Consider the following 19,433-nt stretch of genomic DNA (forward strand, 5'->3'; position numbering starts at 1 on the left):
CGGGAGAGGGAACGAGGGTGAGGGCCTCTCCTACCGCCGCCGGTCCACATCCATCAGATCTTTATCGATAGGCTCTCCCATCGCCGCAGTCCCCTCGCATGGGACTTCGGGTTGGCAGCAGCTTTCGATGTAGCCGCAGCGGCGGCAGCGGGGCTTGGGATAAAGGTCGGTCAGCTCGGCGGAGCAGACGGGGCATTTGACGGCGACGTTTTGCTGGGCCATGGATGAGATCCTCCCAAACGAAGGCGCTCAGAGCGCCTTGACATGATCGATCCAGTTCGGCTCGATGGGCCGCAAATCCTGCTCCAGGACGACTGTGGTGCCTTCGCCGCCGGTGAGCAGGTAGAAACGGTCGATGGTGTTCAGCACCAGCCAGAGGCCGTGGCCGAGGGTGCCGGCGGTGGTGTAGCCGCGCCGGAGGGTGGCTTTGGGAAGCTGATCGATGGAGATGCCGGCGCCGTGGTCCACGATACGGACCTGGATGGTGTCGGGCGTGCTGACGCAAACCTGACCGAACCCGCCGCCGGCGTGCACCACGGCGTTCATCGCCGCTTCACTGACAGCGGTCGAAAGATCATGCCAGCGCGTGTCTGGGAAGCCGCATTCGATCGCCAGCTTCTCGGCCTGGCGCCGCAGATCCACAATGCCTTGCTTGGGAGTGAGCGCCACGGCGTTTTCGCAAAACGGCAGCGGCGCCGGCAGATCTTCTCGCCGGTCGCAGAGACGCAGCTTGCCTTCAGTGACGCTCGCCAGAACATCGCGCAGCAGGGCATGCTCGCGGGCGGCGCCTTGCTGAACGCGCTCCAGCAGACGCCCATGTTCTTCCTCGGCGCGCCTCTTTTCCGTCACGTCCAGCACGAGCGAAAGGATCGACTCGATGCGTCCACGGCGATCCAGGGCGACCGAGCTATACCATTCACAATCCAGAATGCGGCCGTCGCGCGTGCGGTTACGGATGCGCACGATGTTGCGCTGGTCGGGACTGACCAGCATGCGCGCGACACCATTCTCCACCACGGAAATATCCTGATCGAAAACAAAGCCCAGCTCTGCCGAGCTGCGGCCAAGGGTTTCGGCGGCGGACCAGCCGAACAGGCGCGCGGCTTCGTCGGACCAGCGTGAGATGCGAAAGTCGCGGTTCCACTCCACCACGGCGAGCGGCGCATGCTGCACCTGCTGGCTGAGGCGATCCAGCGCGCGGCGCACGCCAACGGAGGCGCCCCGGCGCGGATTTTCCTGGATCATCGCGAGAAAGAAATCGGGATGATCCTGGTCGTCGCGAACAAGCGACGCCGAAATCTTAATGTGAATGATCTCGCCATTCGGCCGGATGATACGCTTATCAACGTTATAAGACGAAGTTTCCCCAGCGAGCACGCGCGCGATCGCCTGCTGCTCGATCGCAAGATCGTCGGGATGCGCGATGTCGTGAATACGTTTTCCAACGAGCGTCTTTGCGTCATGACCGAGCAGCGCGCCGAGATATGAGTTGGCGCGCAGCCAGAGGCCGGATGGGTCGAAATGAGCCATGCCGATGGAGGCGCGCTCGAACGCCGCCTGAAACCGCTCTTGTCTGCCATGTTGAGAGGATGTCATTGTACTCACGAAGGACGTCGGGGAGAATCGAACCTTTTTTCTATACCCTGTGTCCGGGGTACTGGAAACATGCCTGCTTGTCGAAGCGAAAAATCGTAAGGTCGCCCGCTCGCGTGAGAGGACAAATGAGTATACAGGCCCTTTGACGCAGTGTCAAGGGCGATTTCCGAGGAGAGCCGAAATGGCGTTTCTCGCCGATATTTGCAAAATACTTGAAATTATGCGCGATTCTCCCCTATAATGATTCGGTAACTCCGCGTGTCATCGCGGAAAGGAGATAGCGCCATTTACGAAGAGTTTTATGGACTGCGCGAGACGCCCTTCTCCGTTCAGCCGGACCCGCGCTTCGCGTACCCGAGTGCGGAGCATAAAGTGGCGATCGCTAAGATGCGGTACGCCGCCGATCAGAAGCGCGGCCTCGCCGTTCTGACCGGCCCGGTGGGCGCCGGCAAGACCACGATCGCCAATCAATTGCAGAAGACCTGGGATGAAGATCCGGGCAAAAGTGTCGCCTTCCTGCCCAGCGCCACCGTCCGCACGCCCGCCGCGTTCCTGCGCCTGGTCTGCGAGGCGTTCGGCATTGCGCCCAAGCGCACGGAAGCCGACAACCGCCGGCTCCTGGAGCGTTTTCTGCTGGACGAATACAATGCGGACCGTCACCCGGTGCTGCTGCTCGACGAAGGCCAGAACGTCTCGTCACGCAATATCGACACGATCTCTGATCTGACCAATTTTCAGACGGCCCAGACCAAGCTGATCACGGTCGTGATGCTCGCGCAGGACAACCTGCCGAAGAAGCTGGAAAACAAGGATGCGTTCCGGTCGCGCATCGCCGTCGTGGGACGGCTGGACCCGCTGACGCTGGAAGAGATGACCGACACGATCGCGCATCGGATCAAAACCGCCGGCGGCACGGAGATTGAAGATTACTTCGAGCCCGCAGCGCTGGAGATGGTACACCAGATCACACTCGGCGTGCCGCGCGACATCTGCGTCCTGTGCGACTCGCTGTTCGTGAACGGTTATGTCCGCGATCAGCGCATCATGACCGTGGCGCTGGTGGAGCGGACATTGAAAGAAATGGGACGCGAGAAAAAATGGCCGGTGCAGATTAAGGAGACTCAGAAGTAATGACGACCCTGGATGAGCTTCGCCGCGCCAACCTGCGCGAGCAGCGCCGCAGCGCGGACGAGCGTCTGGCCCCCAAAGAGCCGGTCGCTCCCACGCCTGCCGTCGCGACGCCCGCTCCGGCCGCGCCCGCCGCGACGGACGCCGTCGCGGCGGAAAAGGCTGCGCCCGTCCCGACCGCACCCAAGCTGGAGCCTCAGCCTATCGCCGCCAAGGCGCAGCAGGCGACCGCCCCCGTGACGGCGGCGCCCATGGAGAAGGTCATGACGGAAGCCGCTGCTTCCCCCGCAGCCGCCAACGGCGCGCATTCCGCGTCGAACCCGTCCCACGCCGTTCCCGGCGCCGTGCCGCCGGCGGATGTGGCGGCCATCGTGCAAATGGAAGGTCTTGTCGAACGCGTGCATTTGGCGCTCGCGCGAAAAGTCATCCACCCAACCGGCGTCAAGGCGACGGTCGATATGCCCCCGGATCTCTTCTGGCGGTTGAAGCGCTACTGCCGGGATCACAATAATGTGACCGTCCGCCAGGTCTTCTTAGACCTGATGATCGCCTACCTCGACGAAGAGGGTTATTAGCAGAATAGTTTTCAGCGGCAACAAATATAGGTTTCAATCATTTCTACTTTGCGGAATAGTGAGGCATATCACGGCGTACTGGCAGTTGCACTGAAGAATTCAGTACGGAACGCCGATATAAAAGCTGTACTTAATGTTTGCTTGGCGCATTGGAGATAAATGTATGAACCGCGACGGCTTGTTCCGCAAACTTGAGATCGTATTGGTCATCGAGTCGATCTTTCTGCTGGCCCTGATGATTATGCAGCCCGTCCAGACGCATCACACGGCGCGCCCCAGCGGAGCCATAGCTCCCGTCCTCCGATCGATGTCGGGCTTGAAAGCCTGCTGATCTCACCCTTTCAATACCGAATTTTGGAATGATCGCCCGCAGCGCCATTGGCGCCGCGGGCGATCTGTTTGTGTGTCAGGATGCTTTTATTGACAACCGAAGAGAACCCGCGATATACTAAGGCATTACGCCGCAGATTCAGAAAGAACGTATGACGACGCCGTCGATTATCATTAAGCCCCTCAAGCGCGGCGAACCGGGAATCCCCGCCGAGCTGCGCGAGCTTTGGCGTTACCGTCATCTGATCAAAACGCTCACCATTCGCGAGCTGAAAGTCCGCTATAAGAATTCGTCCCTGGGGATTGTTTGGTCAATGTCCAGCCCGCTGGTTCAGGTGTTCGTCATGACGTTCGCCGTCGGCCTTCTTTCCGGATCGATGGCTAAGGATATCAGCGCCTACATCCTCTGTGCGTTTCTCCCATGGAACTTCTTCCAAGGCGCCGTTCTCGACTCCTCGACCTCCGTACTGACCCAGCTTGGCCTGCTCAAGAAGGTGTACTTTCCACGCGAGATTCCGCTTGTGGCGGCTGTGTGCGCCAACTTCATCCACTTTATACTGTCGATGCTGGTCTTCGTTGTCTATCGATGGGGGTTGACATGGCTCGTCGCTGGGTGGCCAGGGCCGCCGCCGCGTGAAGTTTTCCTGCTGCCGCTCATCATCCTGGTTCAGTTCATCTTGACATTGGGCGTCTCGTTCTTTGTGTGCGCCTGGAACGTCTTCTACGAGGACGTCAAGTTCATCGTCACGATGCTGCTCTCGTTTATGTTCTACCTGCTGCCGATCCTATACTTCGCCGAAAGCATACGCTACTACCCGCGTATTCCCGCGCAGTGGCAATCGCTGGCCTATCATCTTTATCTGTGCAATCCTCTCGCCTGGATCATTACGGCGTATAAGGAAGTTCTGCTGCCGGGGAAGATCGTCTCCAGTCCTGGAGCGCCGACCTTCATCACAGCGCCATTCGACTATCGCTACTTCAGCATGGCCTTTATTACATCTACCGTGATCTGCATCGCCGGTTACAACTACTTCAACAGCCGCAAATGGAAATTCACCGAGCGTCCGTAGGAACCCATATGCCGGAATACGCAATTGAAGTCAATCGGGTCATCAAGGAGTTTCGAGTCTATCACCGCACCTACGCCAACATCAAGAGCAAGGTGACGGCGATGGCGAAGGGCCTCATCCGCAAGGAAAACCACACAGGGTTCGAACTGCGCCGGGCGCTGAACGACGTCAGTTTCAAGATTGAGATTGGCGAATCGGTTGCGCTGATTGGCAGCAACGGCTCCGGCAAAAGCACCTTGCTTTCCATCCTTTCCCGCGTGTACCTCCCAACCGAGGGCGAAGCCAGTATCCGCGGCCGCATGATGAGCCTGCTGGAGCTTGGCGCAGGCTTTCATCACGAGTTGACTGGCAACGAGAACATCTTCTTCAACGGCGCGATGCTCGGCCTGACTGAAGAATACATCGCCGCGCATTACGAAAGTATCCTGGATTTCGCCGGTCTCGACCCGCAGGCAATGGACCTGCCCGTACGAATGTATTCGTCCGGCATGCAACTGCGCCTCGCATTCGCCATGGCCGTGCATCTCGACGCGGAAGTGCTGCTCCTGGACGAAGGCCTGGCCGTCGGCGACGAAGGGTTTCAAGAGAAATGCTTCAAGAAGATCGAGGAATTCAAGACGCAGGGACGCACGATCCTGATGGTGACGCATGAGCTGGACCATGTGGAGCGTCTCGCCGAACGCGTCATCTGGATCGAAAAGGGCAATCTGCGCATGGATGGGGATGTGACGACGGTTCTTGCTGCGTACCGAGCGTCCATCGCGCTGGCGGTATAAACACTAGTCCATGCGAATCCTGATCATTGATACGTACTATCCTAAGTTTTTATCGGACTTTTACCACCATTATCCCACGCTGGCCTCTCAGCCCTACACCGTCCAGCATCAGTCGCTGATGGGCGCCTGCTTTGGAACCTCGGATTACTATTCAAAGCATCTCAATGAGCTTGGACATGAAGCGACCGAAGTCGTGCCGAACTGCGAGCCCCTCCAGCGGCGCTGGGCCCGAGAAAACGATATCGCCATCACGGATTCCGACCACTGGGATCTGACATGGCGGCGCGGCGTCATCCCCTGGGTCAGTCGCCGGCACGAAAGCAATTTCTTCGAAAAAGTGTTAGAGGCTCAGATTCGGGATTATCGACCGGACGTGCTTTACGTGCACGACATCAACGCCATGTCGGATGAGTTCATTCACCGTATGCGCGACCATGTACGGTTCATTGCGGGACAGACGGCTTTTTTCTTGGTGGACGGACGGACGTACTCTGGGTTCGATCTCATGCTCACGTCCTTCCCGCATTACGTGGATCGGTTCCGTGCGAATGGGATCGCCAGCGAATATTTCCGATTGGGTTTTGAGCCGGCCGTGCTCGATCGCCTCCCGCCGGTCACGTCCCATTACGATGTCACGTTCGCAGGCGGCCTGACACGCGCTCACAAGGAACGCACCAAGCTTCTCGAAGCAGTCGCGTCCCGCTGCGCCATCGACGTTTGGGGCTACGGGGTGGCGACGCTGGATCGAAACTCGCCGCTGCGCGCCCGGCATCACGGCCCCGCATGGGCGCTCGATATGTATCAGGTGCTGCATCAGTCCCGCATCACGCTGAACCAGCACGTCGAGGCTTCGGAAGGATACGCCAACAACATGCGGCTGTATGAAGCGACGGGCGTAGGCGCCCTGCTGATCACGGACGCGAAAAACAACCTGAACGACATGTTTTCCGTAGGCAATGAAGTGATCGCCTATCACAGCATCGATGAATGCGTGGAAGCAGTGGAATATTATCTTCAGCACGAAAACGAACGGGCGGAGATCGCCCACCGCGGACAAGCGCGCACGCTCAAGGAGCACACATACCGCCACCGGATGGAAGAACTGTCCGAAATTCTCCAACGCTATGTCTCCATCGGCCGCGTAAGCTCATAATAACTCTATGCCACTCTCTCTCGTTCGCAAAATCGTCAAAGCTCTCATTCCTCCGATCTTCCCCATGGTCTATCGGCGGTTCCGGGCGCCCCGGGCCGCGTACCATGAGTGGGAAGCTGTTCCCAATGGCTGGAGCGAGCTGAAAACAAACCCGAAGATCACGGGATGGAACGTCGAGGACATCGCGGAGCAGTATGAGAAGAAGTGGCCGGCGTTTCTGGAATCAATTACTGGGACTGGCCCGCTGGGGATCTCACCGGAATCGATCGATCCCACGCAGCAGGATCTGCTCTTTCACAATATCGTGATGTCCTACGCGTTTGCTCTGGGCGCCGCATCGCACAATAAAGACGCTCTCTCGATGCTCGATTGGGGCGGCGGCTTCGGGCACTATTACCATATCGGTAAGGCGCTCTTCCCGAACCTCCAGCTCGACTATCATTGTAAAGACGTTCCCGTACTCATCGAGCATGGGCGCCGCCTTCTCCCACAGGCGACATTTTACTCCGATGACGAATGCCTGAAACGCAGTTATGATTTCGTGATGGCGAGCACATCGCTGCACTACTCCGAGGATTGGCGCGGGACTTTACAAGGGCTCGCAAACGCCGCGACGGGGCATGTTTATATCACGCGCCTGCCGATCACCGAAGGGCCGGCCTTCGTATTCGTGCAAAGACCGTACCGTTACGGCTATAATTCCGAGTATATCAGCTGGTGCCTGAACCGCAAAGAGTTTTTGGACGCGGCTGAGTCGCATGGTCTGCGCCTGCTGCGCGAGGTTTATATCGGCGAACGTCCACAGATTCACGGCGCGCCAGCCCCCAGCGACTTCCGGGGATTTCTCTTTGAACAGCGTTCGGGGTCGGCGCACTAAGGACAAGCATTTTGCCGCTTTCGCCATCACAAGTTCAGCCATTTCACGGCGCGCGGACGCTGATTACCGGCGGTCTGGGATTCATCGGCTCCAATCTGGCCGCACGCCTGGTGGATCTCGGCGCGAACGTGCTGCTTGTGGACAGCCTGATCCCCGAATACGGCGGGAACCTGTTCAACATTGAACCGATCCGGGACAAAGTCCAGGTCAATATCTCGGATGTGCGCGACGAGCACAGTATGCGCTGTCTTATTCAGGGCCAGGATTATCTCTTCAATCTCGCCGGGCAGACGAGCCATATGGACTCCATGCAGGACCCGCAGACGGACATGGAGATCAACTGCCGAGCGCAGCTTTCGATTTTGGAGGCCTGCCGCAAATATAACCCGGGCGTCAAGATCGTCTTCGCCAGCACACGTCAGATTTACGGTAAGCCCGATTATCTGCCCGTTGACGAAAAACACCTCCTGCGCCCCATCGATGTCAACGGCATCAACAAAATGGCGGGCGAGTGGTACCATATCCTTTACAACAATGTGTACGGGATACGCGCCTGCGCCCTGCGCCTGACCAACACGTACGGGCCGCGCATGCGAGTCAAGGACGCGCGCCAGACGTTCTTAGGTATCTGGATCAAGCAAGTGCTCCAGCACGCGCCCTTTGAAGTCTGGGATGGTCACCAATTGCGCGACTTCACCTATGTGGACGACGCCGTGGACGCCCTGCTCCTCTCGGCGGCGAGCGAGGCCGCGAACGGACAGGCCTATAACCTCGGCGGCGCGGGCCACTTGAGCCTGACACAGCTTGCCGACGCCTTAATCGCCGCGAACGACGGCCAGGGTGAATACGCCGTCAAATCTTTCCCCGCCGACCGCAAACGGATCGACATCGGCGACTACTACGCGGACTATACGGCGATCCACGGCGCCCTGGGCTGGACGCCGGCAGTCGATGAGCACACGGGCCTTGTGCGCACGCTCGCCTATTACCGCGAACATCTAGATCGCTATCTGTAACGCCGGACGCAAGCTTATGATCCTGCAAAGTAATCCGAAAGCCGCCTACTTGTCGCATCGCGCCGAGATCGACGCCGCCATTGCGCGTGTGCTCGAAAGCGGCTGGTATATTTTAGGCCAGGAAGTCGCGTCGTTTGAGCGCGAGTTCGCGGAGTACATCGGCGTGGCGCACGCGATCGGCGTCGCCAGCGGCACGGACGCCCTCGTTCTTTCTCTGAAGGCCTGCGGGGTCGGCCCCGGCGATCTTGTGTTTACGGTCGCGCATACGGCCGTCGCGACCGTCACGGCGATCGATCTCTGCGGAGCGGCGCCCGTATTCGTGGACATCGATCCCCAAACGTACAACATGGACCCGCAGCGTTTGGAAGAGGCGATTGCGGGCTCTGTAGCGAGCGGCCTGGGATTGGCGCGCGCGGTCATCCCCGTGCATCTGTACGGCGCCGCGGCGCCCATCGATACAATCGCACAAATCGCGCGCGCATACGGCCTGCGATTGATCGAAGATTGCGCTCAGTCCACCGGATCAGAGTTCGCCGGAAAGAAGACCGGGGCCTGGGGCGACCTCGGCGCGTTCAGCTTCTACCCGACGAAAAACCTCGGCGCGCTGGGCGATGGCGGAATGGTCACGACCAATGACGGCGAACTGGCCGAACGCGTGCGTTTGCTGCGTGAGTACGGCTGGAAGGAGCGCTACGTGAGCGCCCTGCCCGGGACAAACAGTCGCCTGGACGAGATTCAGGCCGCCATCCTGCGCGCGAAGCTTCCGTTCCTGGACAGCGCAAACGCACAGCGGCGTCACATCGCCGATCTTTACGATTCGCTTCTCGTGAGTTCTGGCTTGACGCTGCCGAAGCGATCTGAGATAGCGCCGTCCGTCTTCCATCAGTACGTCGTGCAAACAGAAGGACGAGATTCACTGCGCGAATATTTGAAGCAGGCCGGCGTCGGCGCGCTCATCCACTATCCCGTCCCCGTGCATAGGCAGCCGGCGTATGAGGCATTCGGGCGCGGCGCCTCGCTGCCGCACACCGAGCGGGCGGCGCGCGAAGTGCTCAGCCTGCCGATGTATCCTGAACTCGATGAAGAAGCCGTGCGCGAAACGGCGTCCCAAATTCTCTCCTGGCAAAGAAGTCACTCGTCCTAATGCGATATTACTGCACATACTTCGACCGGCGCTATCTGATCCGGGGCCTCGCGCTTTATCGATCCCTCAAGCGCCATGCAGAGCCATTCACGCTCTGGGTGCTCTGTTTCGACGACGAGACGTTCGATGCCCTGACGAAGATGGCGCTGCCCGAAGTCCACCCCGTTCGCCTATCGGACTTCGAGTCGCATTATCCGGAACTCAAAGCCGCGAAGTCCGACCGCACAATTGTCGAATACTACTTCACGTGCTCACCCTTCTGGCCGCTTTATCTGCTGGACCAGCATCCCGAGATCGACATCGTCACTTATCTCGACGCCGACCTGCTGTTCTACGCCAGCCCGGAGCCGATCTTTGAAGAACTGGGGGACAACTCGGTCTTAATTATCGAGCACCGGTTCCCCAAGCATTTACTTTATATGGAGGCGAACGGTCATTTCAACGTCGGCCTTCTGATGTTCCGAAACAACGCTATCGGACGCGAGTGCCTGCAATGGTGGCGCGCGCGATGCCTGGAGTGGTGCTTCGACCGCTGCGAAGATGACCGCTATGCCGACCAGAAGTATCTGGACAAGTGGCCGGAGCTGTTCCAAGGCGTTCGCGTCCTTCAGCACAAGGGCGCGGGCCTGGCGCCCTGGAACTGGATGAATTATCGATTGGCGCTGGAGAATGGCCAAATGACCGTCGACGGCGAGCCGCTGATCTTCTTTCACTTCCACGGCCTCAAGATCTTCAGCAGCTTTCTGTTTGATCCTGTGTTCGCCGGGAAGATTTACGGTGAGATGACATCGCCGTTCGCTCCTTTTCTTTACAGCGGCTACGTGAACGAGCTGCGTGACACAGCAGCCTGGGCGCGTCAGACGCTTCCCAATCTTGCGATTGAATACACCCCCATCGCGAAGTACGGCTGGCGTATCTTCCTGAGCAAAGTTCGGCGCGGCAAGCTCATGACTGCCTCGGGGGTGCGTTAAGCCGTGACAACGTCCTCCCAGCCTTTCTTTTCGATCATCATTCCCACCTTCAACTGCGCCCCGCAGTGCGAGAAAACGCTGGCGAGCGTGCTGTCGCAAAAGCGCGATCTGTTCGAGGTGATCGTCATGGACGGCGGCTCGACCGACGGCACCCTGGATGTGATCCGATCGAAGGGAGACGCCGTTCGGTGGGTCTCCGAGCGCGACGCCGGGATTTACGACGCCATGAATAAAGGCGTCGCGATCTCCACAGGCCGCTATCTGTATTTTTTGGGCGCGGGCGATACGCTGCACGACGGTATTCTGGAGCGCATGGCGCCGCAGATGCCAAGCGCAAAGTACAGCTTCGTTTACGGCGACGTCTTTATGCAGGATCTCCAAATACGTCACTACGGGAAGGTAACCAAGCGCAAACTGCGCCTGCTGCTCAACATCTGTCACCAATCGATCTTCTACGAGCGAAGCATCTTCGATCTTCTCGGGACGTTCGAGACGAAGTACAAAATGCTCGCCGACTTCGCCTTCAATCTTAAGTGCTTCGGAGACAGACAAGTCCAATTTTACTATCGTCACGAACTGATCGCCGATTACGAGGGCGGCGGATCGAGTATCCATATTCCCGACCCGACATTCATGGCGGACTTCCCGCGTCTTCTCAAGGAAAACGTCGGATTTCCGCACTACCAAATCCACCGATTGCGCACGATCACGCCGGCCCCGCTCAAGCATTTTTTATTTCGTCAGTACCTCGCGCTGAAGAAGCTGCGGCCGGGGCGATGACGCCATGAAGATCTCCATCGCCCTCTGCACGTACAATGGCGCCCGCTTCCTGCCTGAGCAGCTCGCCAGTATCGCGTCGCAAACCCGCCCGCCGGACGAGCTGATCGTCTGCGACGATCGGTCCCAGGACGATACCGTAGACATCATACGCCGCTTCGCCAAGACCGTCGGCTTTCCCGTCTCTCTCCATGTCAACGACGAGAATTTGGGATCGTTTCAAAACTTCGGCAAGGCGATTGGTTTATGTGAAGGGGATTTAATCGCGCTCTGCGATCAGGATGATGTGTGGCTTCCAGAAAAGCTCACCCGAATCGCTTCGGAATTCGAGACTAATCCCAAGCTCGGGCTGCTGTTCACTGACGCTGCAGTCGTGGACGCCCAGAGAAAACCGCTCGGATTTGGGATCTTCACGTTTTTCAAATTCACGGAAGCCGAACGCCGCGCCATTCTCCAGGGCCGAGGATTTTACGCGCTCCTGCGCCGCAACGTGGTGACGGGCGCCACGGCGGCGTTCCGATCGGAGTGGCGTCATTTAGTTCTGCCCATCGAGCGCAACAGCTTTCTGGCGCACGACGGCTGGATCGCCCTGCTAATCTCCGCTGTGGCGCCGATCGCATTTCTGGACGAACCGCTGATCGAATACCGTCAGCACGACTCACAGATCCAGGGCATTCGCATCAACGAACGCAAGGCGGACTCGGCCGGCGCCTATGAAACTCACGTTCAGCAGCTTGGCTCCATCCGCGAACGTCTAGTGAGAGTGGCCGCGCCGCCCGAAGACTTGCCGAACAAAATCAAATGGCTCGATTCGCAGATCCGGCACGTCCAAACGCGCATCAATATCCCACGAAACAAAATCAAGCGACTGCCGTCTATTATGAAAGAACTGTTCAGCGGCCGCTATCACCGCTATTCCAACGGCTTTTACAGCGCGGTCCGCGACTTAATAAGCCGGGGGAATAACCGCCGTCATCATTAGCGGCGCTTAAGATTGTCCACGCAGTCGATACAGAACATCGTAATCGCCGATTTCGTCAATAGCTTCATAGCGTGACAGGAGAAGCGCGTCGACTTCCTCGCGAAAGCGCGCTTCGCAGAGTATAAACCGTGGCGCGAGGCGGTCGTAATCCAGACCTTGAAGCGCGGACAGTTCATAACCTTCCACGTCGAGGATCAGCAGGTCCACTCTGGCGATCTGATACTGGTCCAGCACCGAATCGAGAGTTCGCGCGGGTACGGTCAAGGAATACGATTTCAGGCTTTGGACTTCCTCGCCGAGACGGATGTGCTCCGCGTCCGCCTGGGGCGATTTCATCGCCCCAGCGACGACGGACATCAGATTGGCGTAAGTCATCGCTACGGTTTCGGTTTCAAAGTCTGGAGAAACGAGCGCGCACTGCTCCACAAAGGCGCCAGGCCGGTTCTTACGGCAGGCTTCGGCAAGATCAGGAATCGGCTCGATCAGCAGGCCTTTCCAGCCGCGCTTTTGCAGATAAGGCGTGATACTTTGCGTCAAACCGTCGTTCGCGCCGGCTTCGACAAAAAAGCCGGCCTCAGTATTGACTTGACGCATCACCCGACGATAGCGCGAATACAGTGGGATTTCGTACTGGATGAGTCGAGTGACGCGGCTGCGTAAGACGGAAAACATAGTGGGTTATTTTAGCAGGTGCGATAAACTTTGTAAAGGCGGCCGGCAAGATCGAAATATGATCAGAACAACAAAACGAAACACGGTATTGGCGTTAATATGCATTTTCGCGCTGACCGCACCGCCGCGCGCCGCCCATGCGCACGCCACGGAGTTCACGGCGCGGCAGGGGGACATTGTCGGCGACCTGCGTGCTCCTGCGGAGGGCGTCTCGGCGGGCGATGAAACGGCGTTTTCTCTCCTGGTCATGCGCGTACCGCCCACGGACCCGAATAACAAGGGCGCTCTGCCGTTTCTCTTTGGCGCGGGCCTTCCGTGCAAAGCGGCGTCATGCCGAATCACGATGCCGGCCATGGCGGGGATGCCGCAGATCGCACCGACGCTCACGCCGTCCAAGACAGCAGGCGTTTACAATTTCACGGCGACGTTTCCGCACGGCGGCCAGTATCGCTTCGATATCGCCGCCACGCCCGCCGACGGCGGCAAGCCCATCACGCTGCAATACAATGTCGCGGTCGGCGACGCGCTCGATCCGAACTCGGCGCCCTATCGTCTTGTTGTGAGCGCCAAGCCCGCGCATCCACGCGCCGGTCAGACCGTCACCATGACCTTGAGCGTCGTGAACAGCCAGACTAACAAGCAAGTGACGGACTTCGATACCGTGCACGAAAAGAAGATGCACTTCATCCTCGTGCGCGACGATCTGGGCGACTTTTCGCACGAACATCCCGTGCTGCAAAGCGATGGGACGTTCACACACACGACAAACTTCCCGACCTCCGGCACATGGCTGTTATATGCCGACATGGCGCCCCACAACGCCGGCACCCAGGTCGCGTCCACATCCATCGACGTTTCCGGCCCGGCGCCGACCACGTTTATGCTGATCGCTCCCCCACCGCCGTTATCCAAGAGTCCGCGCCTCGCGATAGTACGGGATACGGAGATCCAGGCAGCGCTATCCGCGCCGCTCCTCGCCGCGCGCCAGGACGCGTCTCTCCTGGTATCGCTGACGGACTTGCAGGGCAATCCCATCGCGGATGTCGAGCCATGGCTGGGCGCTCCCGCGCACATGGTGCTGATCAGCCAGAAAAATCACGCCTTCGTACACTCGCATCCCGCCGATTGGGCGGGGGACGATAAAGCGCGCGGCCTTCTGCGATTTGTCTTGCGATTGCCAGAATCCGGCCTCTATCGCGGCTGGCTCCAATTCCAGCGCGCGGGGGTTCTGCACACGATCCCGTTCACGGTCAGCGTCGCGCCGCACCCGATTTAAACTCCAATCCTAATTCAGGCGCACAGCCACTGGGTGGCATGCCTGTAGCTCTGGACAGGCATGTTCTACGAACGAGAAGAAACGTCACGTTCCGCTTCGTACGCAATCCATGCCTGTCCAGGGCTACAGGCATGCCACCCGGTATTCGATGCTGGACGCGAATCTCAGAACTGAAACGTCGCATTCCCCCGGTTGCTTTGCAGCGTAGTCACCAGCGGATCGACGGTCACGCGGGCCGGCTTTGCGGGGCATTCGAACGTCACGTTCCCCGTCTCTCCCGCTCCCAGAGTTAACGTCCCGAGGGTCCACGTCCTTGGATCGTTTCCATGCTTCTCCGGCCAGGCGCCGATTTCCACCACGGCGCGGCCCTCGCCGACGTTTTTGACCTGCGCCGTCACTTTCCAATGATTGCCGGCCGCCTTTTCCCGGTGGACATTGCTCAGGCGATATTCCGGGATACCCGTTTGGTAGAACCATTGCTGCACGGCGGCGTCGAAGCCCGTTTTGTCGGGCGCGAACTCGCGCAGCGTGTCCGTCAGATCCGAGAGCTTGGGCGGCTTCGCACTGTGACGATACGTGGCGATGAACTTCCGGAATCCCGTTTGCGCGTTTGCCCAGCCCATCTGATGCGCCAGCATAAAGAACGCCCAGCCGCCCTTCTCATAGGTAACGGCCTGATCGCCGGCCTTGGCGCCGCTGGTCCATCCCAGCGGCAGCTCTGAGTCGACGCTGCGACCCTTGAAGTATTCGGATTCAGTCTCCTTCAGAAACGCCCGGCGCGCGGTCGAACCCTTCACGGTGTCCAGCAGCATCGCCGCCGAGAACTGCGCCATGCCTTCGCTGATCACATTGCCGCCGGGAGCGTCGCCGGGAACCACCATGTTGCCCCACCATTGGTGCGCGGCTTCGTGGGCGGTCACGGCGAACGGAGCGTTTGCCTGCTCCTCGGCTTCCGTTAAGAACCCCATCTCCTCGCCGAAAGTGATGTTAGTCGCAAATCCCTGTGCGTAGCCGGCCAGGGCCGGAAACTCGCTGAGCTTGAGTTCCTTATCGGGATAGGGCGCATACCATTCGGAGTAATTTCGGCGGGCCTCGGTCAGAGCGCTCAGCATCTCGGACACATTCACGCCATGGTCGGGATGGTAGAACACGGCGGCGCCCGGCGCGCGTTTTTCCTTCCAGAAGCCTCCGACGATATTGAATGCGCTCACGGGATGAGCGCTGCGCCAGACCGTCGTGCGCCGGTTGCCCTGAACTTGATCGTCGATCTTATCCCCGACGCAGTTGACCCCGAAGTTCCAGGGCGCGCTTACCCGCATGCGCAGCGTGAACGGCGTCGGCGCGCCGAACAGCGGCGTCTTCGGTTCGATAATGCCGGAGATGGAGACGTCCGGCGGCTCGGATTCGTTGTCTTCATCCACGCCGATGCTCGGATCGTAGCCGATTTGCGGGACGAAGCGCGTCGAGAAGCTCGTCAGAACGACTGCCGAAGGCAGCACGAACTCCATCATGCCAACGCCATTCTTGCTGATCCCTGGATTGGGCGCACTGTACGAAAAGCCGAGGGCCACGGTTTTGCCAGGGAGGATCGGCGACGGGGGCGTGATGACGTACAGGCCGGCGCGCTTGACCGACTTGTAAGGCTTGCCGTCCAGCGTCCACCGCAAGTCTTTCCATTGGAAACCGCAGGTGATGGGGATATGGGCGAGCGGCTTGCTGTCTTTGTTGAACAGCAGGTAGGTTCCATGAACTTTGAAGGCGCGGTCCGACGGATACAGATCCACGGCCAGATCGGCGTCGCGGAGGCCCGGCAGCGGGGCGTCTCGCCACTGGTTGACGTTTTTGGTCCAATAATCTTTCTGCGCATCCTCCACCGTCGCGCCGCCCTGGCCGCGCTCGACGCCTTGGGCGAGGAAAAAAGTCCCCACAAGCCCCGGCAAGCCGAACAGCGTCAGCACCAGCGCCGTGCGGAACATCGGTCCGGGCCGAAGCGCCGATGCAAATCGAACGGGGTCACGCTCGCGACGCGGGAAGTAACGCACGGCGAGTACGCCGTAAAAGAACGCCACGGCCACCGTCGTCAGCCGATTGAGGATCAGCGCGTAACGATCCATCTCCAGCACGCTCAGATCGCTCCAATGCACGGCGTCCACGAGAGCTAAATTCCCTGCCCACGTCAGTTCGCTGCCGATCGCCGTGTAGAAGATCATGGCGAGCAGCCCCAGCACATACGCGCCGGCGCGCGAGCCCGTCACGCAGTAAGCAGCCATGGTTCCGGCGATGATCGCCCAAACGGTTGGGAAGCCCAGTACTCCCCAGAGGAGAAAAAACGGCCCCAGCGTGATCGGGACTCGTCCCTGGTTCGACGCCAAGACAAGAAAGTCGATCGAAGCGCAGGCGAACGCCACCGCCAGCGCGACGCAGTTGAGCGTCAGAAACTTGCCGAACAGCATCGCGGAAGTCGAGATCGGCATGGTGTTACGGATCGTCCAGAATCGGCACGCCTTTTCACGCTCCAGCGACTCCACCGTGTAGACGATCAGGATCAGGGAAAGAAAGACCGTCAGCGCGCCGAACTGATGCTCTGCAAGCATTCCCGCCGTCAGCAGCAGAGGCGTCCCCAGCATTCCCGTCTCGCCGACCGTCGCCGTGGTCGTGAACAGGACAATCAGCGGGACAAACAGATACAGGCCTGGCTGGGTGCGCAGCTCCCGCCACTCGATGTCCGCGACCGAAAGGACGGCGGTGAACCACTTCGGCTTCCACGACTGCATCTTCAGAGCCGCCAGCGGCGTCGGCGTAGCCTTCTGCGCGATGGCGCCGGGCCAGCGCTGCACGGGTGGCGCCGACGGACGCATATCGCGAGCCACCCCCGCCCGCGCCGCCCGGCGCAGGGTGCGCGCAAAGCGAATCTGGCTGAACGCCACCGCGCCCAACCCCAAACCGGCCAGAGCGAAGCGGCTGAGCAGAAAAGCGGGGTCCAGAACGATCCGTCCGTGATTGTAAAAGTCAGCGCCGCGATCGGCCTCAACCCATCGATCCCGGAACCAGGCAAGCCCCGTCGGATCGCACCACATCAGAAGGTTTTGCAGCCCCCGGCCACCGTTCTGCGCGGCGCTGTCATGTCCTAGCACCATCACCGTCAGCAGCAGCACCGCCGCCGGCAGGACAAAGATCAAGATGGGCCGCCGCGAGCGCTCCCCGACCACGAACGCCACGCCGCCCAAAAACAAAAACTGTGGAACGGCGAATACGAGCGCGGGCCGAAAATAATTTCCAAACGCAAATGGCCCATAAAGCTCCGGCGAGCTGTTATGCGGGTACAGATGGTTGGAAATGGCGAACAGCGTGAACTCGGCGGCGATCACCAGCAGAAAGCTCGCGAGAACGGCGAAAAACTTTCCCCAAATATACTCGCCCGCCGTCAGCGGTGTCGCATGCAGGATCTCGCCGATCTGATATTCTTCGTCGCGAATCACGCTCATTCCCGCGACGATCGTGATGAAAAATACATGGAGCATGAGCCCCAGGATCATGGCGTCGCTGGCGACCGCGAACTCGGAGGTCAGCCAAACCGACTTTCCGCCCACAGCGCTGTCGCCGCCGGGCAGGATGCCGATGGAGTGACGCGAAAATACCAGCGCTAGAAAGCCGATCAACGCGATCCATGTCCACCACATCGGGCGGCGCAGCGTGCTGACGAGGTCCAGGCGCGCGACGGACAGCACGCGAAAGGCGCGCAGCCCCAGTGTGGAAGCGCCCGTGGACGCAGGCCGCGCCGGAGGCGCGAGAGGAGCCGTTGTCATACGTCCTCCTGAGCAGGCATGATCTCGGGCACCGGAGGAAACGGCGGCGGGACATCCACTGGCGCCGGCATCTCGGGAGCCGCAGGAGGCGTCGCGACAGGCGCTGGCGGAGGCGGAGCATAAGATGGCGGCGGATTATAGGCAGGCGGCGGCGGCGCTATATTTGACGTGTGATTCGGCGGAGGCGCGTATGCCGCCGGGGCTGCAGGAGCCTGCGGCGTCATATGGGACGCTTGAGGCGTCAGGCGGCCGCTGATCAGCGCCAGATAGGCGTCCTCCAGGGTCGGCGGCGAAGGCTGGAATCCCGTCGGCGCGACGCCGTACGCCCCAAGCACGCGCACATGGTAAATCCCCTCGACCACCGTCTCCTGAAGCACCAAAAACTGGCGGCGAAACTCCTCCATCCAATTGGCTTCGACACGCCCCGCGTAGACCATACCTTCCACCAGGGCGCGCGCCTCGCGCGGGGTCGTCTGCGCGACGACACGGCCCTGACGAATGATCGCGAAGCGCGGGCAGAGGACGGCCACGTCTTCAACAATATGCGTGGACAGCAATACCGTCCGGTCGGCGGCAAGCTCCGTTAGGATCCGATAGAAACGCTGGCGCTCCTCCGGATCCAAACCTGCGGTCGGCTCATCCACGATCAGCAGCCTCGGGTTCCCGGCGATCGCCTGCGCGATTCCCAGTCGCTGCCGCATTCCTCCGGAATACTCCTTGACCCGCTGGTTCGCCGCCCCGGTCAGGTTGACGCGCCCCAGCAGTTCAGATGTCAGCGCGCGCCGGCTCATGGGCGACTGCACGCCCTTCATCTTCAGTAAGAAGTCCAGCACCGCCGCGCCGGTCAGGTGCGGATAAAACCCGAACTCCTGCGGCAGAAATCCGAGCTGCGGCCAGAGCTGGTCCGGATGCTTCAGTACATCCAGATCGTCCAACTTTACCGAGCCTGAGGTTGCTTCCAGGACGCCGGCAAGCACCCGCATCAGCGAGCTTTTTCCAGCGCCGTTCGGCCCCAGAAGTCCGAACATGCCGTGGGGGATTTCCAGCGAGACGCCATGCAGGGCGGTGACGCCGCCGGGATAGACTTTGACGAGGTCACGAATGATCAGCAAAAGGGCCTCCAGGAGCCGGGGCAGGAAAAAAGCCTCATACGTAGACTTGAGTTACAGGTCATATTGTATCATAATTACGAACGGCGTCCACCAGTCACGAACATTCATTCGGACGGGAATTCAGAGATATCATAGGAATACGGAACTTTTTCCGCCATTCTGTGTCTTATTC

The 19,433-nt window shown here is 59.8% G+C and carries 18 protein-coding genes; 13 read left to right on the forward strand and 5 right to left on the reverse strand.

Features of this window, described 5'->3' with window-relative positions:
- Positions 1-30: 30 nt before the first annotated feature.
- Together ABIZ35_RS09290 and ABIZ35_RS09295 are read right to left on the reverse strand one after the other, a co-directional pair.
- Complete coding sequence (locus ABIZ35_RS09290) at positions 31-222, reverse strand: hypothetical protein (RefSeq protein WP_348219610.1); 192 nt, start codon at positions 220-222, stop codon at positions 31-33.
- Positions 223-249: 27 nt separating this feature from the next.
- Positions 250-1,596: a PAS domain S-box protein gene (locus tag ABIZ35_RS09295; protein WP_348219611.1), complete on the reverse strand. Its 1,347-nt coding sequence runs from the start codon at positions 1,594-1,596 to the stop codon at positions 250-252.
- Between the two features lie 258 nt (positions 1,597-1,854).
- Between ABIZ35_RS09295 and ABIZ35_RS09300 the strand changes: the two genes are divergently transcribed.
- The 12 genes from ABIZ35_RS09300 (at position 1,855) to ABIZ35_RS09355 (ending at position 12,395) form a co-directional block, all read left to right on the forward strand.
- Positions 1,855-2,727, forward strand: a complete 873-nt coding sequence (locus ABIZ35_RS09300; protein WP_348219612.1) for an AAA family ATPase — start codon at positions 1,855-1,857, stop codon at positions 2,725-2,727.
- Complete coding sequence (locus tag ABIZ35_RS09305) at positions 2,727-3,299, forward strand: hypothetical protein (RefSeq protein WP_348219613.1); 573 nt, start codon at positions 2,727-2,729, stop codon at positions 3,297-3,299. The genes ABIZ35_RS09300 and ABIZ35_RS09305 overlap by 1 nt, the downstream gene beginning before the upstream one ends.
- 163 nt (positions 3,300-3,462) lie before the next feature.
- Positions 3,463-3,630 carry a hypothetical protein gene (locus tag ABIZ35_RS09310; RefSeq protein ID WP_348219614.1) on the forward strand — a complete coding sequence of 56 codons (168 nt, stop codon included), beginning with the start codon at positions 3,463-3,465 and terminating at the stop codon, positions 3,628-3,630.
- 151 nt (positions 3,631-3,781) lie between these two features.
- Positions 3,782-4,699 carry an ABC transporter permease gene (locus ABIZ35_RS09315; RefSeq protein ID WP_348219615.1) on the forward strand — a complete coding sequence of 306 codons (918 nt, stop codon included), beginning with the start codon at positions 3,782-3,784 and terminating at the stop codon, positions 4,697-4,699.
- Positions 4,700-4,707: 8 nt separating this feature from the next.
- Positions 4,708-5,475: an ABC transporter ATP-binding protein gene (locus ABIZ35_RS09320; protein WP_348219616.1), complete on the forward strand. Its 768-nt coding sequence runs from the start codon at positions 4,708-4,710 to the stop codon at positions 5,473-5,475.
- A 10-nt stretch (positions 5,476-5,485) separates the two neighbouring features.
- Entirely contained in the window at positions 5,486-6,628 is a 1,143-nt protein-coding gene (locus ABIZ35_RS09325) for a glycosyltransferase (RefSeq protein WP_348219617.1), read from the forward strand.
- Between the two features lie 7 nt (positions 6,629-6,635).
- Positions 6,636-7,505: a hypothetical protein gene (locus tag ABIZ35_RS09330; RefSeq protein WP_348219618.1), complete on the forward strand. Its 870-nt coding sequence runs from the start codon at positions 6,636-6,638 to the stop codon at positions 7,503-7,505.
- A gap of 11 nt (positions 7,506-7,516) precedes the next feature.
- Positions 7,517-8,521, forward strand: coding sequence for an NAD-dependent epimerase/dehydratase family protein (locus ABIZ35_RS09335; protein ID WP_348219619.1), 1,005 nt, complete (start codon positions 7,517-7,519; stop codon positions 8,519-8,521).
- A 16-nt stretch (positions 8,522-8,537) separates the two neighbouring features.
- Positions 8,538-9,665, forward strand: coding sequence for a DegT/DnrJ/EryC1/StrS family aminotransferase (locus ABIZ35_RS09340; protein ID WP_348219620.1), 1,128 nt, complete (start codon positions 8,538-8,540; stop codon positions 9,663-9,665).
- Entirely contained in the window at positions 9,665-10,636 is a 972-nt protein-coding gene (locus ABIZ35_RS09345; protein WP_348219621.1) for a glycosyl transferase, read from the forward strand. Before ABIZ35_RS09340 ends, ABIZ35_RS09345 begins: the two co-directional genes overlap by 1 nt.
- A 3-nt stretch (positions 10,637-10,639) precedes the next feature.
- Entirely contained in the window at positions 10,640-11,416 is a 777-nt protein-coding gene (locus ABIZ35_RS09350; RefSeq protein WP_348219622.1) for a glycosyltransferase family 2 protein, read from the forward strand.
- A 4-nt stretch (positions 11,417-11,420) separates the two neighbouring features.
- Positions 11,421-12,395 carry a glycosyltransferase family 2 protein gene (locus ABIZ35_RS09355; protein ID WP_348219623.1) on the forward strand — a complete coding sequence of 325 codons (975 nt, stop codon included), beginning with the start codon at positions 11,421-11,423 and terminating at the stop codon, positions 12,393-12,395.
- Positions 12,396-12,401: 6 nt separating this feature from the next.
- On the opposite strand, the gene ABIZ35_RS09360 is transcribed toward ABIZ35_RS09355, so the two are convergent.
- On the reverse strand, positions 12,402-13,067 hold the full coding sequence (locus tag ABIZ35_RS09360) for an FkbM family methyltransferase (protein ID WP_348219624.1): 666 nt from the start codon (positions 13,065-13,067) through the stop codon (positions 12,402-12,404).
- 58 nt (positions 13,068-13,125) lie between these two features.
- On the opposite strand from ABIZ35_RS09360, the gene ABIZ35_RS09365 reads away from it, so the two are divergent.
- Positions 13,126-14,343, forward strand: a complete 1,218-nt coding sequence (locus ABIZ35_RS09365) for a hypothetical protein (RefSeq protein WP_348219625.1) — start codon at positions 13,126-13,128, stop codon at positions 14,341-14,343.
- Between the two features lie 164 nt (positions 14,344-14,507).
- On the opposite strand, the gene ABIZ35_RS09370 is transcribed toward ABIZ35_RS09365, so the two are convergent.
- Positions 14,508-18,149: a M1 family aminopeptidase gene (locus ABIZ35_RS09370; protein WP_348219626.1), complete on the reverse strand. Its 3,642-nt coding sequence runs from the start codon at positions 18,147-18,149 to the stop codon at positions 14,508-14,510.
- Positions 18,146-19,261 carry an ATP-binding cassette domain-containing protein gene (locus ABIZ35_RS09375; RefSeq protein WP_348219627.1) on the reverse strand — a complete coding sequence of 372 codons (1,116 nt, stop codon included), beginning with the start codon at positions 19,259-19,261 and terminating at the stop codon, positions 18,146-18,148. The genes ABIZ35_RS09370 and ABIZ35_RS09375 overlap by 4 nt, the downstream gene beginning before the upstream one ends.
- Positions 19,262-19,433: the final 172 nt, after the last annotated feature.

This window comes from Capsulimonas sp. (assembly GCF_039929585.1).
Classification (GTDB): domain Bacteria; phylum Armatimonadota; class Armatimonadia; order Armatimonadales; family Capsulimonadaceae; genus Capsulimonas.

Excerpts from the sequence above, each read along its gene's own strand:
- ABIZ35_RS09290 (WP_348219610.1), bottom strand. The coding sequence starts at position 222 with ATGGCCCAGCAAAACGTCGCCGTCAAATGCCCCGTCTGCTCCGCCGAG.
- ABIZ35_RS09295 (WP_348219611.1), bottom strand. The coding sequence starts at position 1,596 with ATGACATCCTCTCAACATGGCAGACAAGAGCGGTTTCAGGCGGCGTTC.
- ABIZ35_RS09305 (WP_348219613.1), top strand. The coding sequence starts at position 2,727 with ATGACGACCCTGGATGAGCTTCGCCGCGCCAACCTGCGCGAGCAGCGC.
- ABIZ35_RS09310 (WP_348219614.1), top strand. The coding sequence starts at position 3,463 with ATGAACCGCGACGGCTTGTTCCGCAAACTTGAGATCGTATTGGTCATC.
- ABIZ35_RS09315 (WP_348219615.1), top strand. The coding sequence starts at position 3,782 with ATGACGACGCCGTCGATTATCATTAAGCCCCTCAAGCGCGGCGAACCG.
- ABIZ35_RS09320 (WP_348219616.1), top strand. The coding sequence starts at position 4,708 with ATGCCGGAATACGCAATTGAAGTCAATCGGGTCATCAAGGAGTTTCGA.
- ABIZ35_RS09325 (WP_348219617.1), top strand. The coding sequence starts at position 5,486 with ATGCGAATCCTGATCATTGATACGTACTATCCTAAGTTTTTATCGGAC.
- ABIZ35_RS09330 (WP_348219618.1), top strand. The coding sequence starts at position 6,636 with ATGCCACTCTCTCTCGTTCGCAAAATCGTCAAAGCTCTCATTCCTCCG.
- ABIZ35_RS09340 (WP_348219620.1), top strand. The coding sequence starts at position 8,538 with ATGATCCTGCAAAGTAATCCGAAAGCCGCCTACTTGTCGCATCGCGCC.
- ABIZ35_RS09345 (WP_348219621.1), top strand. The coding sequence starts at position 9,665 with ATGCGATATTACTGCACATACTTCGACCGGCGCTATCTGATCCGGGGC.
- ABIZ35_RS09355 (WP_348219623.1), top strand. The coding sequence starts at position 11,421 with ATGAAGATCTCCATCGCCCTCTGCACGTACAATGGCGCCCGCTTCCTG.
- ABIZ35_RS09360 (WP_348219624.1), bottom strand. The coding sequence starts at position 13,067 with ATGTTTTCCGTCTTACGCAGCCGCGTCACTCGACTCATCCAGTACGAA.
- ABIZ35_RS09365 (WP_348219625.1), top strand. The coding sequence starts at position 13,126 with ATGATCAGAACAACAAAACGAAACACGGTATTGGCGTTAATATGCATT.
- ABIZ35_RS09370 (WP_348219626.1), bottom strand. The coding sequence starts at position 18,149 with ATGACAACGGCTCCTCTCGCGCCTCCGGCGCGGCCTGCGTCCACGGGC.